The sequence below is a fragment of the Clostridium sp. UBA1652 genome, from assembly GCF_002320975.1.
GTDB classification, from domain to species: Bacteria; Bacillota; Clostridia; order Clostridiales; family Clostridiaceae; genus Clostridium_T; species Clostridium_T intestinale.
On the sequence record NZ_DCLI01000087.1, the window covers coordinates 53,172 to 73,914 of the forward strand.

General features: G+C 28.0%; 30 protein-coding genes and 1 pseudogene. 1 reads left to right on the top strand and 30 read right to left on the bottom strand.

What is annotated here, in order from left to right; translation table 11 throughout:
* Nucleotides 1–55: 55 nt before the first annotated feature.
* From B3N22_RS18970 to B3N22_RS19030, 13 genes and pseudogenes are all read right to left on the bottom strand, one after another.
* Complete coding sequence (locus B3N22_RS18970) at nt 56–781, bottom strand: amino acid ABC transporter ATP-binding protein (RefSeq protein ID WP_286909579.1); 726 nt, start codon at nt 779–781, stop codon at nt 56–58.
* Nucleotides 782–1,356: 575 nt separating this feature from the next.
* Nucleotides 1,357–1,488 (bottom strand): hypothetical protein, encoded by a 132-nt coding sequence (locus B3N22_RS18975; RefSeq protein WP_286909580.1) that lies wholly within the window; start codon nt 1,486–1,488, stop codon nt 1,357–1,359.
* 174 nt (nt 1,489–1,662) lie between these two features.
* Entirely contained in the window at nt 1,663–1,863 is a 201-nt protein-coding gene (locus B3N22_RS18980; RefSeq protein WP_021800652.1) for a cold-shock protein, read from the bottom strand.
* Between the two features lie 391 nt (nt 1,864–2,254).
* Nucleotides 2,255–2,512: pseudogene (locus B3N22_RS18985) on the bottom strand (acetyl-CoA C-acyltransferase); the annotation flags it as partial.
* A gap of 70 nt (nt 2,513–2,582) precedes the next feature.
* Entirely contained in the window at nt 2,583–3,209 is a 627-nt protein-coding gene (locus B3N22_RS18990; protein ID WP_286909583.1) for a non-canonical purine NTP pyrophosphatase, read from the bottom strand.
* Between the two features lie 72 nt (nt 3,210–3,281).
* Entirely contained in the window at nt 3,282–4,358 is a 1,077-nt protein-coding gene (locus tag B3N22_RS18995; RefSeq protein WP_286909585.1) for an HD-GYP domain-containing protein, read from the bottom strand.
* Between the two features lie 528 nt (nt 4,359–4,886).
* A complete protein-coding gene (locus B3N22_RS19000) occupies nt 4,887–5,327 on the bottom strand; it encodes a protein-export chaperone SecB (RefSeq protein ID WP_286909587.1) in 441 nt (146 codons plus the stop codon).
* Nucleotides 5,324–5,623 carry a hypothetical protein gene (locus B3N22_RS19005; RefSeq protein ID WP_286909589.1) on the bottom strand — a complete coding sequence of 100 codons (300 nt, stop codon included), beginning with the start codon at nt 5,621–5,623 and terminating at the stop codon, nt 5,324–5,326. Before B3N22_RS19005 ends, B3N22_RS19000 begins: the two co-directional genes overlap by 4 nt.
* Nucleotides 5,620–6,183, bottom strand: coding sequence for a hypothetical protein (locus B3N22_RS19010; protein ID WP_286909592.1), 564 nt, complete (start codon nt 6,181–6,183; stop codon nt 5,620–5,622). The genes B3N22_RS19005 and B3N22_RS19010 overlap by 4 nt, the downstream gene beginning before the upstream one ends.
* A gap of 458 nt (nt 6,184–6,641) precedes the next feature.
* Nucleotides 6,642–7,295, bottom strand: coding sequence for a hypothetical protein (locus B3N22_RS19015; protein ID WP_286909594.1), 654 nt, complete (start codon nt 7,293–7,295; stop codon nt 6,642–6,644).
* Nucleotides 7,296–7,584: 289 nt separating this feature from the next.
* A complete protein-coding gene (locus tag B3N22_RS19020; protein ID WP_286909595.1) occupies nt 7,585–7,908 on the bottom strand; it encodes a hypothetical protein in 324 nt (107 codons plus the stop codon).
* A gap of 39 nt (nt 7,909–7,947) precedes the next feature.
* The gene (locus B3N22_RS19025; RefSeq protein ID WP_286909597.1) at nt 7,948–8,478 is read right to left on the bottom strand and encodes a hypothetical protein; all 531 of its coding nucleotides are present in this window, start codon (nt 8,476–8,478) and stop codon (nt 7,948–7,950) included.
* A 325-nt stretch (nt 8,479–8,803) separates the two neighbouring features.
* Nucleotides 8,804–9,205, bottom strand: a complete 402-nt coding sequence (locus B3N22_RS19030; protein ID WP_286909599.1) for a hypothetical protein — start codon at nt 9,203–9,205, stop codon at nt 8,804–8,806.
* Between the two features lie 224 nt (nt 9,206–9,429).
* Between B3N22_RS19030 and B3N22_RS19035 the strand changes: the two genes are divergently transcribed.
* Complete coding sequence (locus tag B3N22_RS19035; protein ID WP_286909601.1) at nt 9,430–9,666, top strand: hypothetical protein; 237 nt, start codon at nt 9,430–9,432, stop codon at nt 9,664–9,666.
* Nucleotides 9,667–9,688: 22 nt separating this feature from the next.
* Here B3N22_RS19035 and B3N22_RS19040 read toward each other — a convergent pair whose 3' ends face one another.
* From B3N22_RS19040 to B3N22_RS19120, 17 genes are all read right to left on the bottom strand, one after another.
* On the bottom strand, nt 9,689–10,204 hold the full coding sequence (locus B3N22_RS19040) for a YfbU family protein (RefSeq protein WP_286909603.1): 516 nt from the start codon (nt 10,202–10,204) through the stop codon (nt 9,689–9,691).
* 276 nt (nt 10,205–10,480) lie between these two features.
* A complete protein-coding gene (locus B3N22_RS19045; RefSeq protein ID WP_286909605.1) occupies nt 10,481–10,966 on the bottom strand; it encodes a hypothetical protein in 486 nt (161 codons plus the stop codon).
* Between the two features lie 21 nt (nt 10,967–10,987).
* Entirely contained in the window at nt 10,988–11,587 is a 600-nt protein-coding gene (locus tag B3N22_RS19050) for a hypothetical protein (RefSeq protein ID WP_286909607.1), read from the bottom strand.
* 13 nt (nt 11,588–11,600) lie between these two features.
* Nucleotides 11,601–11,978 (bottom strand): DUF3232 domain-containing protein, encoded by a 378-nt coding sequence (locus B3N22_RS19055; RefSeq protein ID WP_286909609.1) that lies wholly within the window; start codon nt 11,976–11,978, stop codon nt 11,601–11,603.
* Nucleotides 11,979–12,281: 303 nt separating this feature from the next.
* On the bottom strand, nt 12,282–12,419 hold the full coding sequence (locus B3N22_RS19060; RefSeq protein WP_286909611.1) for a hypothetical protein: 138 nt from the start codon (nt 12,417–12,419) through the stop codon (nt 12,282–12,284).
* Nucleotides 12,420–12,752: 333 nt separating this feature from the next.
* On the bottom strand, nt 12,753–12,932 hold the full coding sequence (locus B3N22_RS19065; RefSeq protein ID WP_286909613.1) for a hypothetical protein: 180 nt from the start codon (nt 12,930–12,932) through the stop codon (nt 12,753–12,755).
* An 18-nt stretch (nt 12,933–12,950) separates the two neighbouring features.
* Nucleotides 12,951–13,154, bottom strand: a complete 204-nt coding sequence (locus B3N22_RS19070; protein WP_286909616.1) for a BhlA/UviB family holin-like peptide — start codon at nt 13,152–13,154, stop codon at nt 12,951–12,953.
* 14 nt (nt 13,155–13,168) lie between these two features.
* The gene (locus tag B3N22_RS19075) at nt 13,169–15,337 is read right to left on the bottom strand and encodes a phage tail spike protein (protein ID WP_286909617.1); all 2,169 of its coding nucleotides are present in this window, start codon (nt 15,335–15,337) and stop codon (nt 13,169–13,171) included.
* Between the two features lie 12 nt (nt 15,338–15,349).
* On the bottom strand, nt 15,350–16,063 hold the full coding sequence (locus B3N22_RS19080; RefSeq protein WP_286909619.1) for a distal tail protein Dit: 714 nt from the start codon (nt 16,061–16,063) through the stop codon (nt 15,350–15,352).
* A 9-nt stretch (nt 16,064–16,072) separates the two neighbouring features.
* Nucleotides 16,073–17,695 (bottom strand): phage tail tape measure protein, encoded by a 1,623-nt coding sequence (locus tag B3N22_RS19085; protein ID WP_286909621.1) that lies wholly within the window; start codon nt 17,693–17,695, stop codon nt 16,073–16,075.
* 8 nt (nt 17,696–17,703) lie between these two features.
* Nucleotides 17,704–18,018 (bottom strand): hypothetical protein, encoded by a 315-nt coding sequence (locus B3N22_RS19090; protein ID WP_286909622.1) that lies wholly within the window; start codon nt 18,016–18,018, stop codon nt 17,704–17,706.
* Nucleotides 17,979–18,380: a hypothetical protein gene (locus tag B3N22_RS19095; protein WP_286909624.1), complete on the bottom strand. Its 402-nt coding sequence runs from the start codon at nt 18,378–18,380 to the stop codon at nt 17,979–17,981. The genes B3N22_RS19090 and B3N22_RS19095 overlap by 40 nt, the downstream gene beginning before the upstream one ends.
* A gap of 42 nt (nt 18,381–18,422) precedes the next feature.
* On the bottom strand, nt 18,423–19,025 hold the full coding sequence (locus tag B3N22_RS19100; protein WP_286909626.1) for a hypothetical protein: 603 nt from the start codon (nt 19,023–19,025) through the stop codon (nt 18,423–18,425).
* A gap of 4 nt (nt 19,026–19,029) precedes the next feature.
* Complete coding sequence (locus B3N22_RS19105; protein ID WP_286909628.1) at nt 19,030–19,392, bottom strand: hypothetical protein; 363 nt, start codon at nt 19,390–19,392, stop codon at nt 19,030–19,032.
* Nucleotides 19,389–19,829, bottom strand: a complete 441-nt coding sequence (locus B3N22_RS19110; RefSeq protein WP_286909629.1) for an HK97-gp10 family putative phage morphogenesis protein — start codon at nt 19,827–19,829, stop codon at nt 19,389–19,391. The genes B3N22_RS19105 and B3N22_RS19110 overlap by 4 nt, the downstream gene beginning before the upstream one ends.
* On the bottom strand, nt 19,826–20,155 hold the full coding sequence (locus tag B3N22_RS19115; RefSeq protein ID WP_286909631.1) for a phage head closure protein: 330 nt from the start codon (nt 20,153–20,155) through the stop codon (nt 19,826–19,828). Before B3N22_RS19115 ends, B3N22_RS19110 begins: the two co-directional genes overlap by 4 nt.
* Entirely contained in the window at nt 20,155–20,712 is a 558-nt protein-coding gene (locus tag B3N22_RS19120; protein WP_286909633.1) for a head-tail connector protein, read from the bottom strand. The genes B3N22_RS19115 and B3N22_RS19120 overlap by 1 nt, the downstream gene beginning before the upstream one ends.
* Nucleotides 20,713–20,743: the final 31 nt, after the last annotated feature.

Sequence of the window (20,743 nt, forward strand, 5' to 3'; positions counted from 1 at the left end):
CTTAATACTAAATTTAATTGATTTTTTCATAGCTTACTTTACACTACCAAAATTATTATCTTAATATTTTGCTTAAAAACAATTTTGTTCTTTCATGTGTTGGATTTTTAAAGAAATGTTCAGGACTTCCTTCCTCAATTATTTCTCCACCATCCATAAATATAACTCTGTCTGCAACTTCACGTGCAAAACCCATTTCATGAGTAACTACAACCATGGTTATATTCTCATGAGATAACCCAACCATAACATCCAGAACTTCTTGAATCATTTCAGGATCAAGAGCTGATGTTGGTTCATCAAACAATATCACCTTAGGATGCATATTTAATGCCCTTGCTATTGCTACCCTTTGTTGTTGTCCACCTGATAGTTGTGAAGGATAAGCATTCGCTTTATGTTTTAACCCAACCCTATCAAGATACTCAAGAGCTGTCTTCTCTGATTCTACTTTAGGTACCTTTTGTATTTTAATAGGTGCTAAAGTTAAGTTTTCTAAAACCGTTTTATGCGGATATAAATTAAATCCTTGAAACACCATTGCTACAGATTGTCTAACTTTTGCAACAGGTGCTTTTTTTACTGTTAAGTCTACCCCATCGACTATAACATTTCCTGAAGAAGGTTCTTCTAAATAATTCATGCATCTTATAAGCGTACTTTTCCCAGAACCACTTGGACCTATAACCACTAACTTTTCACCTGATTTAACTTCTAAATCTATATCTTTCAATACATGAAGTTTACCGAAGTGTTTGTTTACGTTCTTTAAACTAATCAAATATGACTCCCCCTTATTCATTACTGCCTCAATAAATATATATACATTATCATACATATTTAAAAAAGGAGTCTAAAACCTCACAGAGATAATTCGACTCCTTTGTCTCATATCTATTTTATATTTATTCATAGAATATCACAAATGATAGTTTTGTTCAAGTTTTTTTAATAAATATATATTTTCTTGCAAGTTTTATTGCAAATTTTAATCTATAATGATATTTTTTCTACCGATTTATAAATTTAAATAAATATAAAAATAGTACTTAAATAAAAACCTGAGTTATAATACTGACCATTTTTTCCATTATATGTTGTTTATTTTTTTTAAGTTTAATTATATTTATTCGTTTTTTACCATTAATTGCTTATTATTTGCATATAAATTCACTCTTGTTGTATATATATTAACAAAAAGAAGAAAGAGAGCTACAAACTAATAAATTACATAAAAATGGCTGTAGCACTAAGTAATTAGTGCCACAGCCACCTTTATTTATCTGATTCTTCATCCTTTAAATATTCCACAAATGCATCAGCTACACAAACCATTTTTGCTAACATGTCAATTTCCTATCTTATTTTAACACCGCAATTTTCTACTTCTTCAAATAAACTTTTATCTTTATTTAAAGTTACTTTTGAAAAAAACATCAATTCTATACATAATGATATTGTTTCTAAAATATGTTTATTTTTAATCACTTTAATTCCTCCCATGTTTTTATTATTTCATTATTTTAGTTTTATCATTTTAGTTCTCTTACTTTAATATATGAATGCATAAAAAAAAGTCTCTCTTACCTTAATAAAGTAAAAAGACTAATTAGTTGCAATAAAAAAACCTTTAAGAAATTTTTCTTAAAGGTTTGAATTTAACTATCTAGCTATAGTTACGTTTTCTGCTTGTGGTCCTTTTTGTCCTTCTGCAACATCAAAAGAAACTTCTTGACCTTCTTCAAGTGTCTTATAACCATCTATTTTTATTTGAGAAAAATGTACAAATACATCTTTTCCATCTTCACCAGTTATAAAACCGAATCCTTTTTCTCTATTAAACCATTTAACTGTACCATTCATTGATGAGTACCTCCAAAATTTTATTTTCTTAAAATATTTGTAAAAATTCAGCAATAAAATTTCTTCAATAGTATAGTACATTTAAATTAAGTACTTACCGAAAATATTGTTGTTCAATTATTTACTTACCATTTAAAGAATATATATTGATTATATCACTACTATTATCCTATTTCAAGTTATTTTTTAAAATTATTAATATAACTACTAATATTTTATCTAATATTTAACTGTTTTTCTATTCTTTTTTAAGATAACGTATATTTAACTTAATATTCCTTATAATTAATGTATAATTGTTTTGACAATTTAATTGAATGATTGTATGCTAAATTTTTATCTTGAAATAATAAAATGTGCATGTTATTAATATACACATTTCTTCTATTAATTATACACTTTCTATAATTAATGTTGTTACCATTCCCCCACCTATACATAAAGTAGATAATCCTCTTTTAGCATCTCTTTTTTTCATAGCATGTAATAAAGTTACTACTATTCTTGCTCCAGATGCACCTATTGGGTGTCCTAGTGCTATCGCTCCTCCATTTTAATTTACTTTAGATTTATCAAAGTTTAGGTCTTTTGAAATAGCTATACTTTCAGATGCATAGGCTTCATTCGCTTCAATTAAATATATATCTTCACTTCTTATTGCCTCCTCAATATATAGTTATTCTATTAAAAATCGTTAATAGACCACTCTGTCTATTTCCTCAGTAACCTTGTTTTATTTTTAACGATGTTTTAAAAAAACTTCTATATTCATCTGTGTTAGTTTCTATGTATTCATCATCATTCTCTTCATCTAATTCAACAAAATATTTTTTAGTTTTTATATCTATAGATATTGAGTCTAGCGGAAACCCCTTAGTTCTAATATTATGAGGATCTTTAGTTATTATAAATTCTCTTGAAGCTATATCTTCTCCATCATACTCATAAATTTCACTTCTATTTACCACTAAACATATAGCATTCATATATTTAGCAGCAACTTGTCCCCCTAAACTTTCTGCAAGATGGCTATAATATGTTATCATTTCTTCATCACTTAATTCTTCTCCCTCTATTCTCCTAACATAAACTCCAGGTTGTTTATTTACTTCAAGTCCCTTAATATACAATCCTGTGTCACAGGAGAATACAGGTATATCAACATATTTAGAATAACTGATAGCTTTTATTCTTGCATTTTCTAATGGACTATTACCTACTTCTTCTACACCTCCTATATCTAAATTTACATCATTTAATCCAACAATCTCCACATCTAATCCTTTAAGAATTCCCTTCATATATTCAATCTTTGCTGGATTAGTTGTACCATATAATACTTTCACTTTTATTCTCCTCTCAATATTGTTATAAAAATCCTTCTAAGCCCTTTAAGACCTAGAAGGATTTTCTCATTTTTAATCTCTACATCTCTCTCCAATAGCTTTAAACTTGTCCTTTAATTGTATAAAGGCCTCTACTACTCCTGGATCAAAATGTATACCACTATCATTTAAAATTATCTCCACTGACTCATCATGTGAAAAAGCTTCTTTATAAACTCTCTTACTTGTTAATGCATCATACACATCCGCAACTGCCATAATTCTTGCAGAAATAGGGATGTTTTCACCAGCTAATCCCTCTGGATATCCTCTACCATTCCATTTTTCATGATGGTAGTGAGCAATTTCCTTAGCTAATTTTAAGAAAGTTTCTGGTTTATTTAATATTCTTTCAGCTCTTACTATTGCTTCTTTTCCAATCATAGTATGAGTCTTCATAATCTCGAATTCTTCTTTTGTAAGAGGTCCTGCTTTTAACAAAATATCATCTGGAATACCAACCTTCCCTATATCATGTAATGGAGAAGATGCAACCATAAGATCTATAGTTTCTTGAGTTAAATAATTTTTATATTTTTCATCTTTACTAAGTAAATTAGCAAGCTCCTTAACATAAAGCTTTGTCCTTAATATGTGTTGTCCTGTTTCGTTGTCCCGAGTCTCCGCTAAAGACGCCATTGCCATAATTGAAACCTCTTGTATTAAAGCAACCTCTTTAGTACGTCTATCTATTTCCATTTCAAGATACTTATTTTTATCTTTAAGAAAATTTTGTGATTGTCTTACAATTATATTATTTTTAATTCTAGCATTTAAAAGGATTGAGTTTATAGGTTTAACTACATAATCTACAGCTCCTAATTCAAATCCTTTATGTAAATTCTCATCACTTTTTTCAGTTATTAAAATAACTGGTATATCTTTAACTTGATTGATGAGCTTTAATTCCTCTAAAAGCTCGTATCCGTTTAAGCTCACCATAGTCAAATCCAATAAAATAAGATCTAGAGAATATAAATTATTTAATTTAAGTATACTTTCTAAATTGGTTGCTTCATCAACATCATATAAATCCTTTGATAAGTAAACGTCTGATTCACTACCTTCCGATTCTTCTACTATCAATATTTTTGGCTTAGAACTCTCCATTATTCTCCTCCCCCAACCTAGTTGACTAAAAAGTTCATCCTCTTATATTAAAATTTTATCATATTTACCCACTATAAACTATATCAAATAATTATTATTTTTTAATAATTATATCTTCTAGAGCTATATACTTTTGACTTTTCACAACAAAAAATCCTCCAAACCTTACAGCTTGGAGGATTTTTAAAATCTTTTACTATTTTTACTTTTAATATAAGACATAGCTTATCATCTATTACTTAGCTAACTTAACAATAGTCTCAACATGTGGCGTTTATCAAAACAATAGCTTAAAATAAATCCCTTGAAATCACATCACCTCAATTCAGCTTTGTAATTCCAAGGGTTAAAGGAAATTTATACTTAAATCAAATTATCTTTAATTATTTTAAATTATAATGTTTGTCTACTCATTAGTAGCAAATTAGTAGTACTACTACTAATTTCTTATATTATTCATTTATTATTAAGATTCAATATAGAAATTCATTAAATTTAGTTATGGTATTACCGTACTTAAACTTTCAACTATTTTTTTTCAATAAATTCATTCTTAGATCCTAATTTTTCTTCATTATCTATAAGTGCATTAAAATTCATTGGCGGTAATATTATTGATTGTATGCCACATTGAGCAGTAATTGTAGTAACCATACTTCTTACATACGGAAATAGAATTGCTAATGCATTTTTTTTAAATGAAGTGTTAATTAGATTTTCTCCATTATCTAAACTAAAAATGCCTGAAAAATCTAAACTAAAAAACATACTTCTATTATTATCATCTTCTAAATCAACTTTAATTGTTAATTTACACTTGTTATTTTCATCAACATTAGAAATTGCATATCCTAATTTAAATTCTAAATTTTTTTTATCCTCTCTATATTTATCTGTTCTTCTAAAATCTATATTTTCAGCATAAACTTTATGTAAAATTAACTTACAAGAATTATCTTGTCCAATCACGATGCAAGACCTCCCCAAAAAATCATATCACTTTTCAAATCTAAACTTGGTGTTGAACTTAACCTATTAATTACTAACGTATTCTCATATTCTATCTCTATTGATGGAATTTCTATCTCTGATTGAGAGAAGTTCAAAATATCTTCATATAAATCATTGTATAAAAAAATTTGTCCTTCTGTTTGAGGATTATAGTAATACTCAATATTTAGATTTCCTAACTCCCCTAAAACTTCTTGATCCGATTTTTCACCTAAACTTTCTACCAATCTTTTTAGTATTTGTTCTTTATTCATGCTTCTCCCTCCTCAATTATATACATAGAGTTTTTATCTATAATTTCAGGCTTTCTTACGCTCATTATTCTACAATTAGGTATATTGGAAGCTATTAGTTTATTTCCTTTATCCCTTTGTCCTAATTCTATATACCTTTGTTGGTATACAATATCTAATTTCATTTCATTACAAATATCATTTATGGTCATACAATCTAATTGTTTTACGTTCATATTACATTGTATTCCTCTTTTTTTATAATCTTTTATTTTTTCAATCTTATAAGCTTCAAATATATCTTGCCAATCTTCATTATTGAGATCCATTGCTTTATCTTTATCAACTTCTATATTGTTTTTTATAACTGCATAATTTTTAAAACCTTTAAAATTTACCGCCCATTTTATGCTATTTTCTATTGACTTCTCTGTTTTATTATCAATAAAAAAATATACACCTGATCCTAGCCATTCGTTATCTTTATTACTAGGTATGTAGTATTTAGATTTCATAATACTTTCTGATGAACTCTTATTAGTACCATGATAAGCCTCAAAATTTATAATCTCACTACCCATTCTATTCAATCCTATCTATACTATTACCAATTTTTTCAATAAAAATTCATTTATTTTAATTTTAGCTTGTCCATTTATCATTTTGTATTTTATGTTAAATATAAAAATATTGACTTCAAAATTTAATTACTCTTTCTAATCAAATAAATTTTGAATTTTACTTCTCCATTATTATCCTCTTAAAATTTCCAAGTATTGAACTTTTTAAATTAGAAATTCTAATATGGAAATCTGTTCTTATTAGTATTTTACTTGCATCAAAACTTCTTTTATTAAATTATAGTATATTTTTCTATACTTTTCCATACTTTTCTACGTGTATTCTAACATAAAAATACATTCACTCACAAACTTATATGATTTTATATTTGTTTACAAATCTTTAAAAAAGCAAAAAAACACCTACATAAAGTAAGTGCTCTCCAAGAATGGTTCAATAGTATAGTTTAAATATTTACTTAAATAAATATTTCTTGGTCTAATGTATTCATCAAGAATGGTTCAATAGTTTTAAATATATTATTTATATGCTTTAAATCTTCTCCTAAAAAAACTTCTCCATCAGTTCCTTTTTCTATAACAGCATATTTATTAAATATGTGTTTATTGCTTCTATAAAATTCCATCTTTCTATTTGATATTCTTGAACTATTATGAACTATTTCATTTCTTAATACCCTGATTACATCTATGTCTTTAGATAATTCCTTATCAAATTTTATGTTTGAAAAATCTTCTATATATTTTATTAATTTATCCATACCAGATAATCTACGGTCCTTCTGATTATCATTATATTTTGAATATTTAATTTTACTTTTATTTTCAATCGCAGGTATTAATGTTAATATACATTTTTCTAAAGAACTATATATACTTATCACTAAAGCTGCCGAAATTAATTGTTCAATAGGATTATCTATTATATCATACATAATTAAAGAGAGTTCAAATGAACTTAATTCTTTAGCTAATTTATTATTGTTTTTAATACCAATTTTACTTTTATCAAACTTGCTTTCGCTAATAAAATCTAAAGCTATAAACCATTTACTTAAAAACATCTCAACATCAGTTCTCCAAAACATCTTAACAAAATCATTTCTATCCATATCTCTTACCACCTAATACATACTAATACGAGAAAAGTATTCGCGTTATCACCAACTAATATTCATACTTATATAAATTTTTATAAAAAAGGATATGCTCTCACATACCCCCAATAATATCTCTCCATAATTCATCTGCCAAATATCTATATTTTGAGGATTTACAACTCTTAGATCAAAATAAAAAACACCTACATTAAAGTAAGTGCTTCAAATAATAAATTGTGTTGATTGTCTACTCATTAGTAGCAAATTGGTAGTGTTACTACTAACTATACTTAGCCATTGCTTACATTTCGCTGAATATATCTAATCCTTTGTACAAGTTCTTTTCTAAAACATCATATCTTGCTTCAAAAAATTTGCAATATTCTCTGTTGATTCTTTTAATGCTATCTATATTCATTCTCAGATATTCTTCTTTAGTCGAACCGCTTTCGACACCTAACATCCCTATGTAATATAATATTAATGTAAAACCATATTGAAATTCCTCCATGTTATTAACGAAATTATGTAATCCATGTATGTTTCCATTCTTCTTTAATGATAATATTGTGTTTATTATTGGCTTATATTCTTCTCTCACTTTTAAATAATTCACAGTATACATAGTTTATCCCTTCCTTAAAATAAATTCTTTATATTTGGTTTATTTTCCCAATATATTATCTCTAATTTTCTTTTTTAATTCATCAGTTCTTATATCATTCATTATATTGTCATAACTATCTAGCATCCTACTAATCTCACTATTCTCATTTTTATTAAATTTCTCTTGTACATATATTTCCCAATTGGATTTATATAGTTCTATTAGTTTTTCTTCATCTAAAAGCCCAGATTCTTTTAATATGAGAAATTTATTGTTTATATATAGATATTTACTAATATCCTCTCCATGGTCATGTTTTATAACCATATCTATACTCATTTGAAGAACTACAAACATAATTGCAGCAATTCCAAAATAAGCAGAAATTGCGGCTAGTTTGATTTCTATAGATTTATCTTCACCTAACCATCCCATTTTAAGTATCACATAGCCCATGTATAAAAGAGTTACACTCATAATATAAAATGGAATCATCTTGATGAATCTAAAAAATATTAATTTCTTACTTTTAATTTTTGTATTAATTAAAATACTATCATATGCTAAATTTAGTCTTTCCCTATCCAAAAATAACAACTCCTAACATATAGAATTAAAATGTCTACCCAATATTCTTTATCTTAAAATTAAAAAAGTACTTTTATTTTACCTATATACTTGATAAAAGTGTTGCTACTATAATCAATGATTTATTTATTATATATACCATAATCACCCTCCATATTGACTAATTATACAATATCTCTCAAATATATGCTATATACTTACGTTCTTTATTGTATATAAAAATAAAAAGACACTTTTTCAAGTGTCTCGATTATAAAATATTGAGTTAAAATAAATTTTCATAATCAAAAAATATTTTACTAGATTCTCATTAAAATTATTAAATTTAATTCATTAAAAAATTAGCTATATCAATAATATAATCAAAATAGTCGCTTTGCCAATCTTCTTTAGAATCTTTAACATTATTAAATTCTATTACTATACCATCTTTTAGCACTATATTTAATGAAACTTCATACTGCCCTTGAAAATTGACTTTCACGTTTTTGATTTCTTGTAATCTATATACAGTCAAACTTAATGGGTTAAAAGAACTTATTATAATCTTGTCTTCTGTGAGCATGTACATTTCTTTCGGAGATACTTTATTAAATATGTTTTTTACATAGCATTTCTTTACCTTAGACACATCAATTAATTTCTCTATATTTCCGAAACTTCTATTAGCTCCATTATTAGAATTGATGATTGCTTTTGAATCATTATAATCAAGTAAATTTGTCATTATTATCCCCTCCTCTCTTTACTCTAACCATTAACTTTTAATACTAAAAAAGTAAAATGACGTAATTCAAACTAATATCATTTTAAAATATTGGGTTTATTATTAAAACTCCAACTTTTTACTATCAAATTATCATTAAACGTATTTTTATCAACTTTTTTGCTATATACATTTTACATATATACCTCAATATAGTGATATATTGTAAAAAAGAGGTGATTGTTATGTTAGATGATAAATCTCTACTTATATTAGCCCAAATAAAAAATCATTTTGAAAAAAGTGACAAAGAATTAGCGGCTGTAAATTTACTAATTAAAGAACTTAAATTCGAAGACATTAATAGCATCATCGATTCACTTGAAAATGGTGGTTATATTAATGTAAATAGAGAGTATATTACTCCAGTTATAACCCCTGTTAATGTGTACAATAGAGGAGATATTGAATCTCCTGTATGAAATTTCTTTAATTACTCAATTACTAATATTCCTCAGTAATATATTTTATTTGCTCTAATGTTAAATCATCATATTTGGAAATTCTAACCTCTTTCCATTTTCTTAACATCTCAGAGTATCTTCCAACCATAGCACAATGTGAATTATATTCAAAATCCTTCATTGCTTTTATTTCTCCGAATTTATCAAAATCATCTAAGAAGAACTTTGAATAATCATAGTAATCTAACTCATCATTACCATCATATCCTTTAAATAATATCTTCTCATTTTTAATCTCTTCTTTCTCTTCTCTTTTTAGATTTTTATAAGAGCCAATAAGAGATCTAAACATAGAAAAAACATCAATAACAAATTTTGAAACATCTTCTGGCGTTTCATCAAACATTCCTGAGATTAATTCATCGTAATTATGTTTATATCCACTAAGAACTATCTTTTGATCAACATCATACACGTCTTTATTCTCTGGATACAAGGCTTTTAATATCTCATATTGATTCCATAGTATTAACCTCTCTTTTTTACTTAAATCCATAAATACCATCTCCTTTTATAAGTTAATTCTACAAAAAGAGATAAATTCCTTTATTTAACTAACATTCCTTGTAATTGCATTTTTTATGAGTTATAGCTTAAACTATATTCTTTATTATTTAGCTATAAGTTCTATTAAGTAGTTACTTTTACACTTTAGAGACTGTACATATTTATATCATTATTAAATTTTTCATGTGATTTTCTATATGAAAAAAACTCCAATTAAGGAGTCTTCTATACTAGTTTATAATTCTTCTTTATGCATAATGTTTATCTATTTCTTCAACCCTTCTATTTTATCTCTTAATATAGGATCTGAACCAATACTTTGAGCTGCATTTAATAACTGACTATCATTTAAATCGTTAGATAATTTGCTGCCCTCAAAAACTAAATTAATAGCTACTACTTCTTTTTTATCTGAATTATCGGCTGATACATTATAAGTTACTAATTCATATTTCTTTAGTTCTTCTTTCTCTATAATATCTCTAAATTTATTTAAAGAATCTGTTATTATACTATCCTCAGTTAATAGGCGTGTAACTTTATATTTTATAGATACATCAGTACCATTGACTATAACTTGATAATCTTTAGTCTTTGGTATAGAGATTCCAAAAATTATTAATCCTATTACAGCTATTAAAACAAAGATTAAAATTGATTTTTGCACTTTTCTTTTAATTATAGCTCTAATAAGCCCTACTACTATACCCACTACACCACCTAAAATCATTAGTATGGAAACTACAAACATTCAATACCCCCTTTCCGCATTCTATGAAAATAAGTTTGTATATTGGTTAAAATCAATTTTTATATTTCTAAAGCTTTTATCTTTAGCTAATTTGTTAATTGACTTATAAACAATATCCTTATCTATTATATTTTTAATCAGCTCTTCTTCTATGTATTTTTTGTCTATATACAGTACATTATTTTGTTTTTTATGACTTCTAAAATTACTAAAAGATAGAAAGTCTATATATGTACTAATATTGAAAACTGCGTATCCTATTGTTATATAATTTATTAGTCTATGAAAAACCAGTAAATTTTTATTAATTTTCATATTAGTATGAACTGTTTTATTCCGTAGTCTCGTTAAATCTATCAATAATTCTTTCAACTCATTATCTATTATTTTTAATGAACTCGCTTGTTCGAACCTCTCCCATTTTACAGTTTTAATATTATTATCTGTCTTCCTTATAATATTTCCAATTTCATTATAAGATAGTTCAATGATTTCATTAGTGTATTCATAAGAGGCTCTCCGTTCAATGCTCTTTCGAATATATTCATTTTCAGATAAATGATATATGTTAGCTAAAAGACTTGTTGTACAATGTAATAAATATGAATTATTCTCTCCCACATCCATCCTCCAATTATTGTTTTTTGTTTATTCCAATAAGGAAGTACTCATTTGTTAATTCATGTGCAAAAATAGCTATTTCCTTTCTTTCATCGTAATTTTTCCCATATATTTCAGGCACTTGATTTTGAATGCATAATCTATCAACCGCTTTAATTAGTGATATTAATGACTGATGATTAACTCTTCTAATGAAGTCTAATTTTTTCATCTCTTCTCTATACTCTTCTATACTTTTACATTTAACTTTACCTATCATTGAAAATAAAGCTAACATCGTCACACTTGAAGAATACTTGGAGCAAGACTCTAATAAATCTACAACTAATAATAACTTTTCTTCGTCATTTTTTATAATACTGATTAGTAAATTAACCTTTTTCTCAATCATATTCTATCTCCTAATATTAGCAAGAATCTGTTATTATAAGTAAATATTAACATAATTTATTTAATTTTGTATATAAATATTCTCCTTGTTTATATGTAGCAATAATATCTTAAACTGCATATATTATATAGAATGTTCCATATCAATTATTGTACTGCTTTTACTAATAATCTTATCTGAATAAGGCGTAACGAGTGGTCCATTTTTACTTGTAAAAACATTGAGCTTAGCTCCTGTATATTTTTGATACAGGAGCTTTTTATATTAATCTTCTTTATAATATAAGCTTCTTTTGTTAAGTAATTAAGGTTTTTTATCACCTTTACATTTACTATTTATTTTATTAAGCCATAAACTTTTTAAGTACATTCCTACAAGTATCTCAGCTAATTTTTGTTCTGCTGCTTCTCTACGTTCTGGATTTAACTCTATTATCTTCATTATTATTTCTTCCCCTCCCATACCTTAATTTAAATATTTTTTCACATAATTTGTAATTTAATTGTAACAATAAAACATTTCCATTTCTATGTAGTTTAATAATTTGTATAAATATCACTTTTCTTTTCTATAAAATCCAAAAATAATTTATCATGTTCCATGAGAGTTTTTTTATTCACCATTTTTAACTCTTGAAAGCCTTGATTTAACTTGGATAAACAAAAAACGCCACTATGGCGTTTCGTACTTTATTAAAAAATACAAAGCGCCATAGTGGCGTTTTTAAGATTTTGTATATAATTCATTTCAAACGAATATTTATGAATCTATTTATTATTGTTTAGTTGCTTGTCTTGCTGTAGATTGACCAAAATAGAATGCTATTACTAAGCTAAAAATAGTTAGAAATTGCTCTGAAGTAACTTTTCCTTTAATACTTAATATACAAAATACTATAGTTAATAGTATTGATATTAACTTCTTCACTTGTAATAAAGACTTTAATTCTTCCATTTGTAAACCTCCATATAATTATTTCTTAAAAATATGTTCTTTTACTTCTTTTACATCTGATTTAATATCCTCAATTATACTGAACTTTTCTGTTAATTTATCTAAGAGATCCTGGTATCTTTTTTCTCTATCTCCAGTAGTCTTTAGTACATATAATAATAAAAAGACAAAAAGCGCATACCCAAAACCTTGGCTAGCAGCTTCTTTAATAAGTTCATCCATCTTACACCTCAATATTATAGTTTGTTTATCCTGCAAAGTTTGTTAAGATAGTTTTCTTCTGTCATATTTTCAAAGTTTCTTCTCATGCCTTCAAGCTTGTATTTAAATTTCACTGGTCTATCACTTTCAATAACAAAATAACCAGGATAAGTATTTGAAATCCAAATATCACCTGGCCCTAATTTGCTAAACCATACATTGTAATCTAAATCAGTATTTATACATTCACGCATAAATTGGCTTATAGGAACTATGCATTTATATTTGCCAGTATCATAAAGTTGTGTTTCATATATTTCATTTATAGGCGTTCTTGTTAATAGAGAGTTTATATCTTCTGTACTATAAAAAGGAACTCTTCCGTACTCTTTAGTTAATTGAATGCAGTTTTTATTTCCTGTAACTTCTAAATCTCCACTTACATTTACAGCTCCCCCACCTGCACATACTAAGTCAATATCATCACCATTAAATGTTTGAAGTTGTATATATCCGCTATTGGCAGAAATAACACACCCATTTTCATATGCATAGAATAAATTACTATTACTTATAGTTGAACCTTGATAGCCAAACATAACTCTTAACTTAGACATTATATCTAAATAATAATCAGAAGTTAATCCACCATTTCCAAGTTTAAGCTGATATGTTCCGCTACTATCTGTTTTTTGAGTTGAAAATATTCCTGTGCTCAAATCCCAGTTTGAATTTAATCCTTGTATTAATCCTTTACTAAAAGAAACTACTCCAGTAGATAGATTCATTGTAAAACTTCCATCTAAAGAAGAGATAACTCCAGCTTTTATTAAATTAGCATTCAATGTACCTGTGTTTATAAAATCAGCTACTATAGCCCCATCCATAGTCATAGCAAGTCCAAAGGTACCATTATACCCCGTAGAGCTATATCCAAGCCCATTAACATTCCACCGCCATATTTTAACTGCTTCTTCAATGCTAGGCTTATCCATTATAAGTATTTCATTCTTCCTTACAAGGACGTAGGAGTTTACTATACCGTTCTGAATAAGTTTAGTTGCATTATCCTTAGCCTGCTGTAAGAACCCTGTCTGAGGGTCTACTATAGAGTTTAATAAAGATATTATTTTATTTAAATTTGACATAGATTTTTCTGCTATATTAGATAATGTTATCGTGTTATGAATTTGCTTTAAAACATTCCACTTTCTCTCTATTACTCTTACTGATACATTTATCTTAAAGTTTTCCTCATATATATTAACTGTATCACCAAGCCATATTCTCTCTAATAGTGCAAAGTTTTTATATTCCTCTGTTTTTTCTAGACTAGCAAAGGTTATTTTATATTCGGCTTTAAGTAAATCAACTTGCTGCTCATGAAACATAGCTTCAGCTGCTTCTATTAACTGTTGTCTGGCCATAGCTTCAGTAATGCCATTCTCTTCATCAACACCAATATTATTAAAGGTAACTTCTTGGCTCTTTATATTTGGATAATTATTTATATACTGAGAATCCACATATTTACTAGGTATAGATAGTCCTTCTTTACCTTTAGGATATATCCTAGTTACTACCGTATCTATATCTGTAAATCTTTTGAATCCAGTTAGATTCTTTCTTGATCTAATAGTTACACCAGTATTAGAACCTATCTTATTATTTATAGCAATACTATATTGTCTTCTTGCTGCTTCTCCACCTAATCTACTTAAGAATGAATTATCTAAAGTAAATAAAGCTTCATACAAATTCTTATTCATAAAATACGATGTTACTGTCTTAGTAATATCACTTGAATAACTGAATTCATGACTTGTTGTGGTCCTAGTAAATATCCAATTTAGAAAAGTAGCTCCATTAAGTTCAGTAGGTCTTACATCTTCTAAAAATAAGTTCTTAGTGTCATATGAGATATGTCTAGCATATATCTGAATTCTACCTGGAGTGTTCTTATCTACTGTTTGTATCCTAAATATTTCATCTCCATATACATCCGGAACTTTTAATATTGCTTCTTCATCTATATATTCATGTTTATTATTTTCTTTATCTAATAGGAAGGTAGCACTAAATCCATATTCTCCATTAACTTTTTCAGTTATTTCAGCACTTATACAAATATTATCTAATGCTGCTAATCCATTAGTATAAAGAACAGTATTTTTAGTTGAAAATCTATCATAAATCTTAATCATTTTCTCACCCCACTATAGAAACCTAGTTCTCATATTGATTTCTACACTTGTAACATTTCCCGTTATTGATATAGTGTTGTTTCCAACTTCAAATATAGGAAAATCTCCATTCATCTTGAGCATTTCATTTGTTAATCCTTTTTTACATAAAAAATACATAGAATCTAATTCTATGTACTCACTCACATTATTTATTATTGTGGTCTTCCCATTTACAGAAATAGTTATATTTCCACTACCAATCATTTTTATATACGGTTCGCTTTTATATGTGCCATTGTTATATAAAACAGTATTCTTTTGGTTAGTTGTTATAATATCATTATAAATAGGATATTTAAAAGGATCGCAAACAAACTCAACATCAAAATCTCCATAAAAATTTAATTGCTTTTGTATATCTTCACTGCAATTAACTACTTTAACTTTATATTTTACCTCATTATCAAATTCAAATATTAAATCGCTATCTTCAATGATATTTAACCATTCTATTATTCTATCAACTTTTCTTGTGAAATCTTCCTTTGATAATAATCTAAATTTACACCTAATCTTTTTATCTTTATATGTTCCAAGTTTTCTAGTTAATGTTCCACTTCTACCTTCAACAACTATACTCTCAGTTTCTTCTATGCTTAAAGGAATAGAAGGGCTTTCAGCTAAATACAAACCAAAATCTTCTACCGAATCTCTGTTATTAAATATTATACTTGTAGCTTTCATAGTTCCCTCCTATAACCCTCTATTATTATACCTATCTACAACATCCTGATTCTCTGCTACTAGCTCAGCTAAGATTCTTCCATCTGGAAGTACCACTTGTACTAATTGACTGCCAAACCCAGCTCTCCTCATAGCTTCAGCTATAATCTCAGGAAGCTTATTTAAAGGCATAATAGCTTCACCTCCTGTAGAAGGTTCCCCTCCTGCCATTAGTTTACCTGTGCTTGGATTAACCCCAAATATACCCGGCTTAGTCATTATGCCGCCATCCGCATACCATTCTACACCCAGTTTAGGTACTCTAGGCGGCATTAAACTAAATTCACCATCTAGCTTAAAATGTGGTAGTTTTATCTTAACATCAAACATCTTATTTATTGATTCTTTTATTTTATCTGCTATTCCCATTATAAAATCATAGGCATCTCTAAATGGTTGAGTCATTATGTCAAGCAAAGAACTAAATACATTATTTACTGTTGTTTTAAGACCATCTATAGCTTCTCCAGCTTCTGAAAGCTTATTAGATACATATTCTTTGATAGAACCCCATATTTCAAGGGCCTTCTCTTTAACCCAATCCCAATTCTTATAAAGGGCTATTCCTGCTGCAACTAATAATGCTAATGCTAACGTTACAATTCCTATTGGCGAAGTAATAAATGCCATTACAGCTCCAAAACCAGTTGTTGCTGCTGTCATTAAAAATGTAGCTATGGCTGCTGAATTCATAGATATTGTATATGCTATAATCCCCAAAGTTAGAATCCCAACAAACGCTGCAACTGATTGAAATAATGTTTCATTCTCTTTTATATATTCAGTTAGTTTAGTAAGAGCATCAGTTATTCCTTGTATTACTAAAACAACACCCCCAAGAAGTGGTGAACCTAAAACTTGAAGAAATCTATCCCATGCAGCATTTAAATTTCCCATTACATTCTCGTACCCATCAGCTTCTCTACTCGCTTGTCCCATAGCACCATTACTATCATATATTTTCCCTACAGTATCTATAAGTAAATATTCTTTTTCTGTATCACTAAGATTCTGCCACGCCTTACCATATTCTCTTTTAGCTATAGTATCCATCTTAGTGGCATTTATATTAATACCTATTGCATCACCAGCTTCAAAATTTCCCATTACTAGAGACTTTAATCGTCCAGTAACATCTTCTAAAGATGTATCATAGTAGGCAGAGGCATCTCCAGCCAATGTCATGTATTTGCTAGTAAGTTCTAGTGATTGGTTTGCATCTGCTCCATTCCCTCTAAACGTTCCATAGAATGAGCTCCATGCACCTCTAAGCCTATCTACATGAATCCCTTGGTCTTGCACTTGATTATTAATCATATCCATAGCTTGCCCTTGATTGTCTTTAAATGTTTGTTCGAATTGTGAGTCTAGAGCTTGTAATTTAGCACTTGTTTCTACCATGGTTTTACCAAAACTAATTATCTTATCTACTGCAAATGCAGCTATTACAGCTGCTCCTATGCCTTTAAATGCCTTTACCATACGATTTTCGGATTCTTCTGCTTTATTTGTTACACTATCAATATCTTTGTTTGCATCATCTGCATTAGTAACAATTTGACCAGCCATAGTAAATAAATCCATCATAGCCATATCTATTCTCACCTCCTTGGTTCAATGTATTGGAACGCATCATTCATAATTAAATCTACTTCTTTATCTGTCATTTGGCTTGCTTTAACTCGCTGCATAACACTATTTTTAAAGTCCTCAAAACTAACGTCACTTAGAATTGATTTATGAATATAGTACTCATACATTTCTTCGTCCATGGATTTATTTAAAAGATTTTCTAGGTACTCCTTAAGATCCTTAAAATCATTAAAAGTTCCTAAGAGCTCATTAACATTGGAGTATCTTTTAAATAGTAAATCCTTTATATTAAATTCCTTAACTTTTTGGATGAAGAAATACATTTGAAAAAATCGGCTAATTCATCCTTTTCAAAAAAGCCTAAAATTAATTCTGTATATTCAATCATATTGAGTTTTTCAATTTCAAATATTTCTACTTTGCATAGGTTAGCTAGAAGCTTATTGATATCATCTTTAGCTAGTTCTAAATTAGCAAGAGTTGTGTTAATTATCTCTCCAAATAGCTCCATACCTATTTGCATTTGCTCTTTTTCTGTATACTCTTTAGCATTTTTAATAAACTCTTCTCTTTTCTTAATAAACTCCATTACCATATCTTTTACTTTTACCTTACTCAAAATCTTGAGCATAGGAAATAAATCTTGTCCTGTAAGTTTTCTCATTTCTAACTTTTCTTCTTCCATAACTAAATCCTCCTAAAAATAAAAACTAGGATTTCTCCTAGCTTAAGGTGTTGTTTCTGGGTATACTATTTCCCATATGCTATTATAATCTTCTGGTTTATCTGCATCTGCTCTAGCTTCAAACTTGCAAGGTATTCCAGCTTCACCTTTATCAGCTGTTTCTATAGATAACCCTGCTGTATTTAATGCATTCTTTAAGAATATAATTACAGGTTCATTTTCTCCTGATATTTTACCTACATAGGCTATATTTGTTATATAGTCACTATCTAGTATCACATTTCTTCCCTTAATTATCTTATATCCAGTAGGTGCTGTAGTTCCATCTCCTGTTGTTACATCTGCAAATAAAGCATTTGCTAAATTCTCTTTTTTCCATTCCTTCAAGGTACATTCAAGAGTTGCTTCAACACTTTCAAATACATCATTTCCTTTAACTTTAACTAAAAGTCCATCAACTTCCGGTTGTCTTAATGTCATTGCAATACTAAGTTTAGCACCTTCTGTAGTTGCTCCTATTGCATCCCCTTCATACTTATGACTAGTTGCATTATATGCAACATTCTTGAATATAGCTCCAGCATTTAAAAGATAATACTTAGGAGTATTGGCACTATATCCATTTGTTTTTACTGCTTCTGGCATATTATTACCTCCAATCTACTTTACAATATAACTGTACAGATCTTCTTTTTATTACTTCTGACATAGTAGGAATGTTCCTAGCTGTTTGATATTCAAATTGGATTAACAAATCATCTGTAAGGATAGCATTGCTTTTGAAATGCTGCTTAAGACTATGTGTTAATTGCTCCAAATTTACTGTATTTGAACCACAGTTATCAAATATATCTACATCAACATAAAACCCTTCCTGGTGCTCTAAATCTTCACTAGAAAGGGTATATGTTAGGTATGGGTATGTCACTGCTTTAGCTGTATTATATTCAAGATAACTTTCCGTACATACCTTCTTAAACTCTTTATTTAATTCTTGTAAAAAAGGTATCATTTCTTCACCTTCTTCATGGTTATTTTAGCTGAAGTCCCAAGCTCTTTTAAATATTTTGCGAGTAAAACTTCTATATTCTTTTTCTGATTCCTATAACCTGGTCTCATATATGGTTGTGGGTACTGCCCCCATGTAAATACTGTTTCACCTGTTATAGGATCTTTATAGGTCCATCCACCTTTACGCCCTTGTCCATTCTCTGCAAATTCACCAGTTCCAAACTCAACATACACGGCGTATTCTTCACCTACACCTACTGTTAATGTCATCTTATCTTCATCTACCACATAATCAAGTGAAGTTTTAAGATTAGAAGTCATTACTGGTATTAAAGGTCTTATAGTACTTACTAATAGCTCACCTGCTGCATATAACCATTTAACTTGAGCTTTTCTTATGGCTTCTTTGCATGCTTTAGAATTATTTACAAAAGTCATATTTTATCACCTACAAACTTTAAGTAAATCTCTAAATGCCTGTGGAAGTTCATAGGATCATCTACAAGAGTAATATCATATCTATTACCTATCTCATCAACTAACCAATTCTCTTTAGCCTTTATCCCAGCTCTATAATTCATTAATAGAATATGAGTTGATTCTTCCATAAAAGCATTATTAGTTGTCTTTTCATCTCCTGTTAATAGATCTAAAAACCCTTTAACTTTGAATAATTCTTCTTGTGTCTCTACAAATCCACCTATTTCATTATCAGTTTGTATTACTCCCATAACTGAGTATTCAGGACATTTTGAAGTATCCATTAAGACCACCTCAACTTCTTATACTTATTTAAAAATTTCATAAGAGTGGCCGGATAACCTTCTATACTTTCAGTTGAATTTACATCATAATAAGTAACTGAATATCTGGATATAGATTCTTGCTTTACTCCTATTTTATCTGACATTTTAAAGTCATAATTAATAAGCTTAATTACTCCTTGTACAATGTCATAAGGGTATACTATCTTAGTTATAAGGCTTATATTTTCTTCATCTAATATATCTTCATTTACTGTTATAGAACTATCAGTAACAGCTTCTACAGTAAATATCCCTTTGTTTAATAAACAATCATCTATATCTATAGAATCTCCTGGTCTAAAGCCTAACTTAAGAAAATTATCTCCAGTTATAGTTTTATTATCAGAACCAAATACAAGCTTTCTATGACTTCTAACCCTGATATCTAAGAATTTATTATTAGTTAAGTTTCTTACTGTTATTTCTAACCCTTTAAGCTTTTCTTCTATCTCAAAGTCCTTAGAAGTATCACTTATTCCTAATAGTTGTTTAGCTTTATCCAAAGTGATTATCAAGTTATCACCACCTAAAAAGAACTAGAGATTT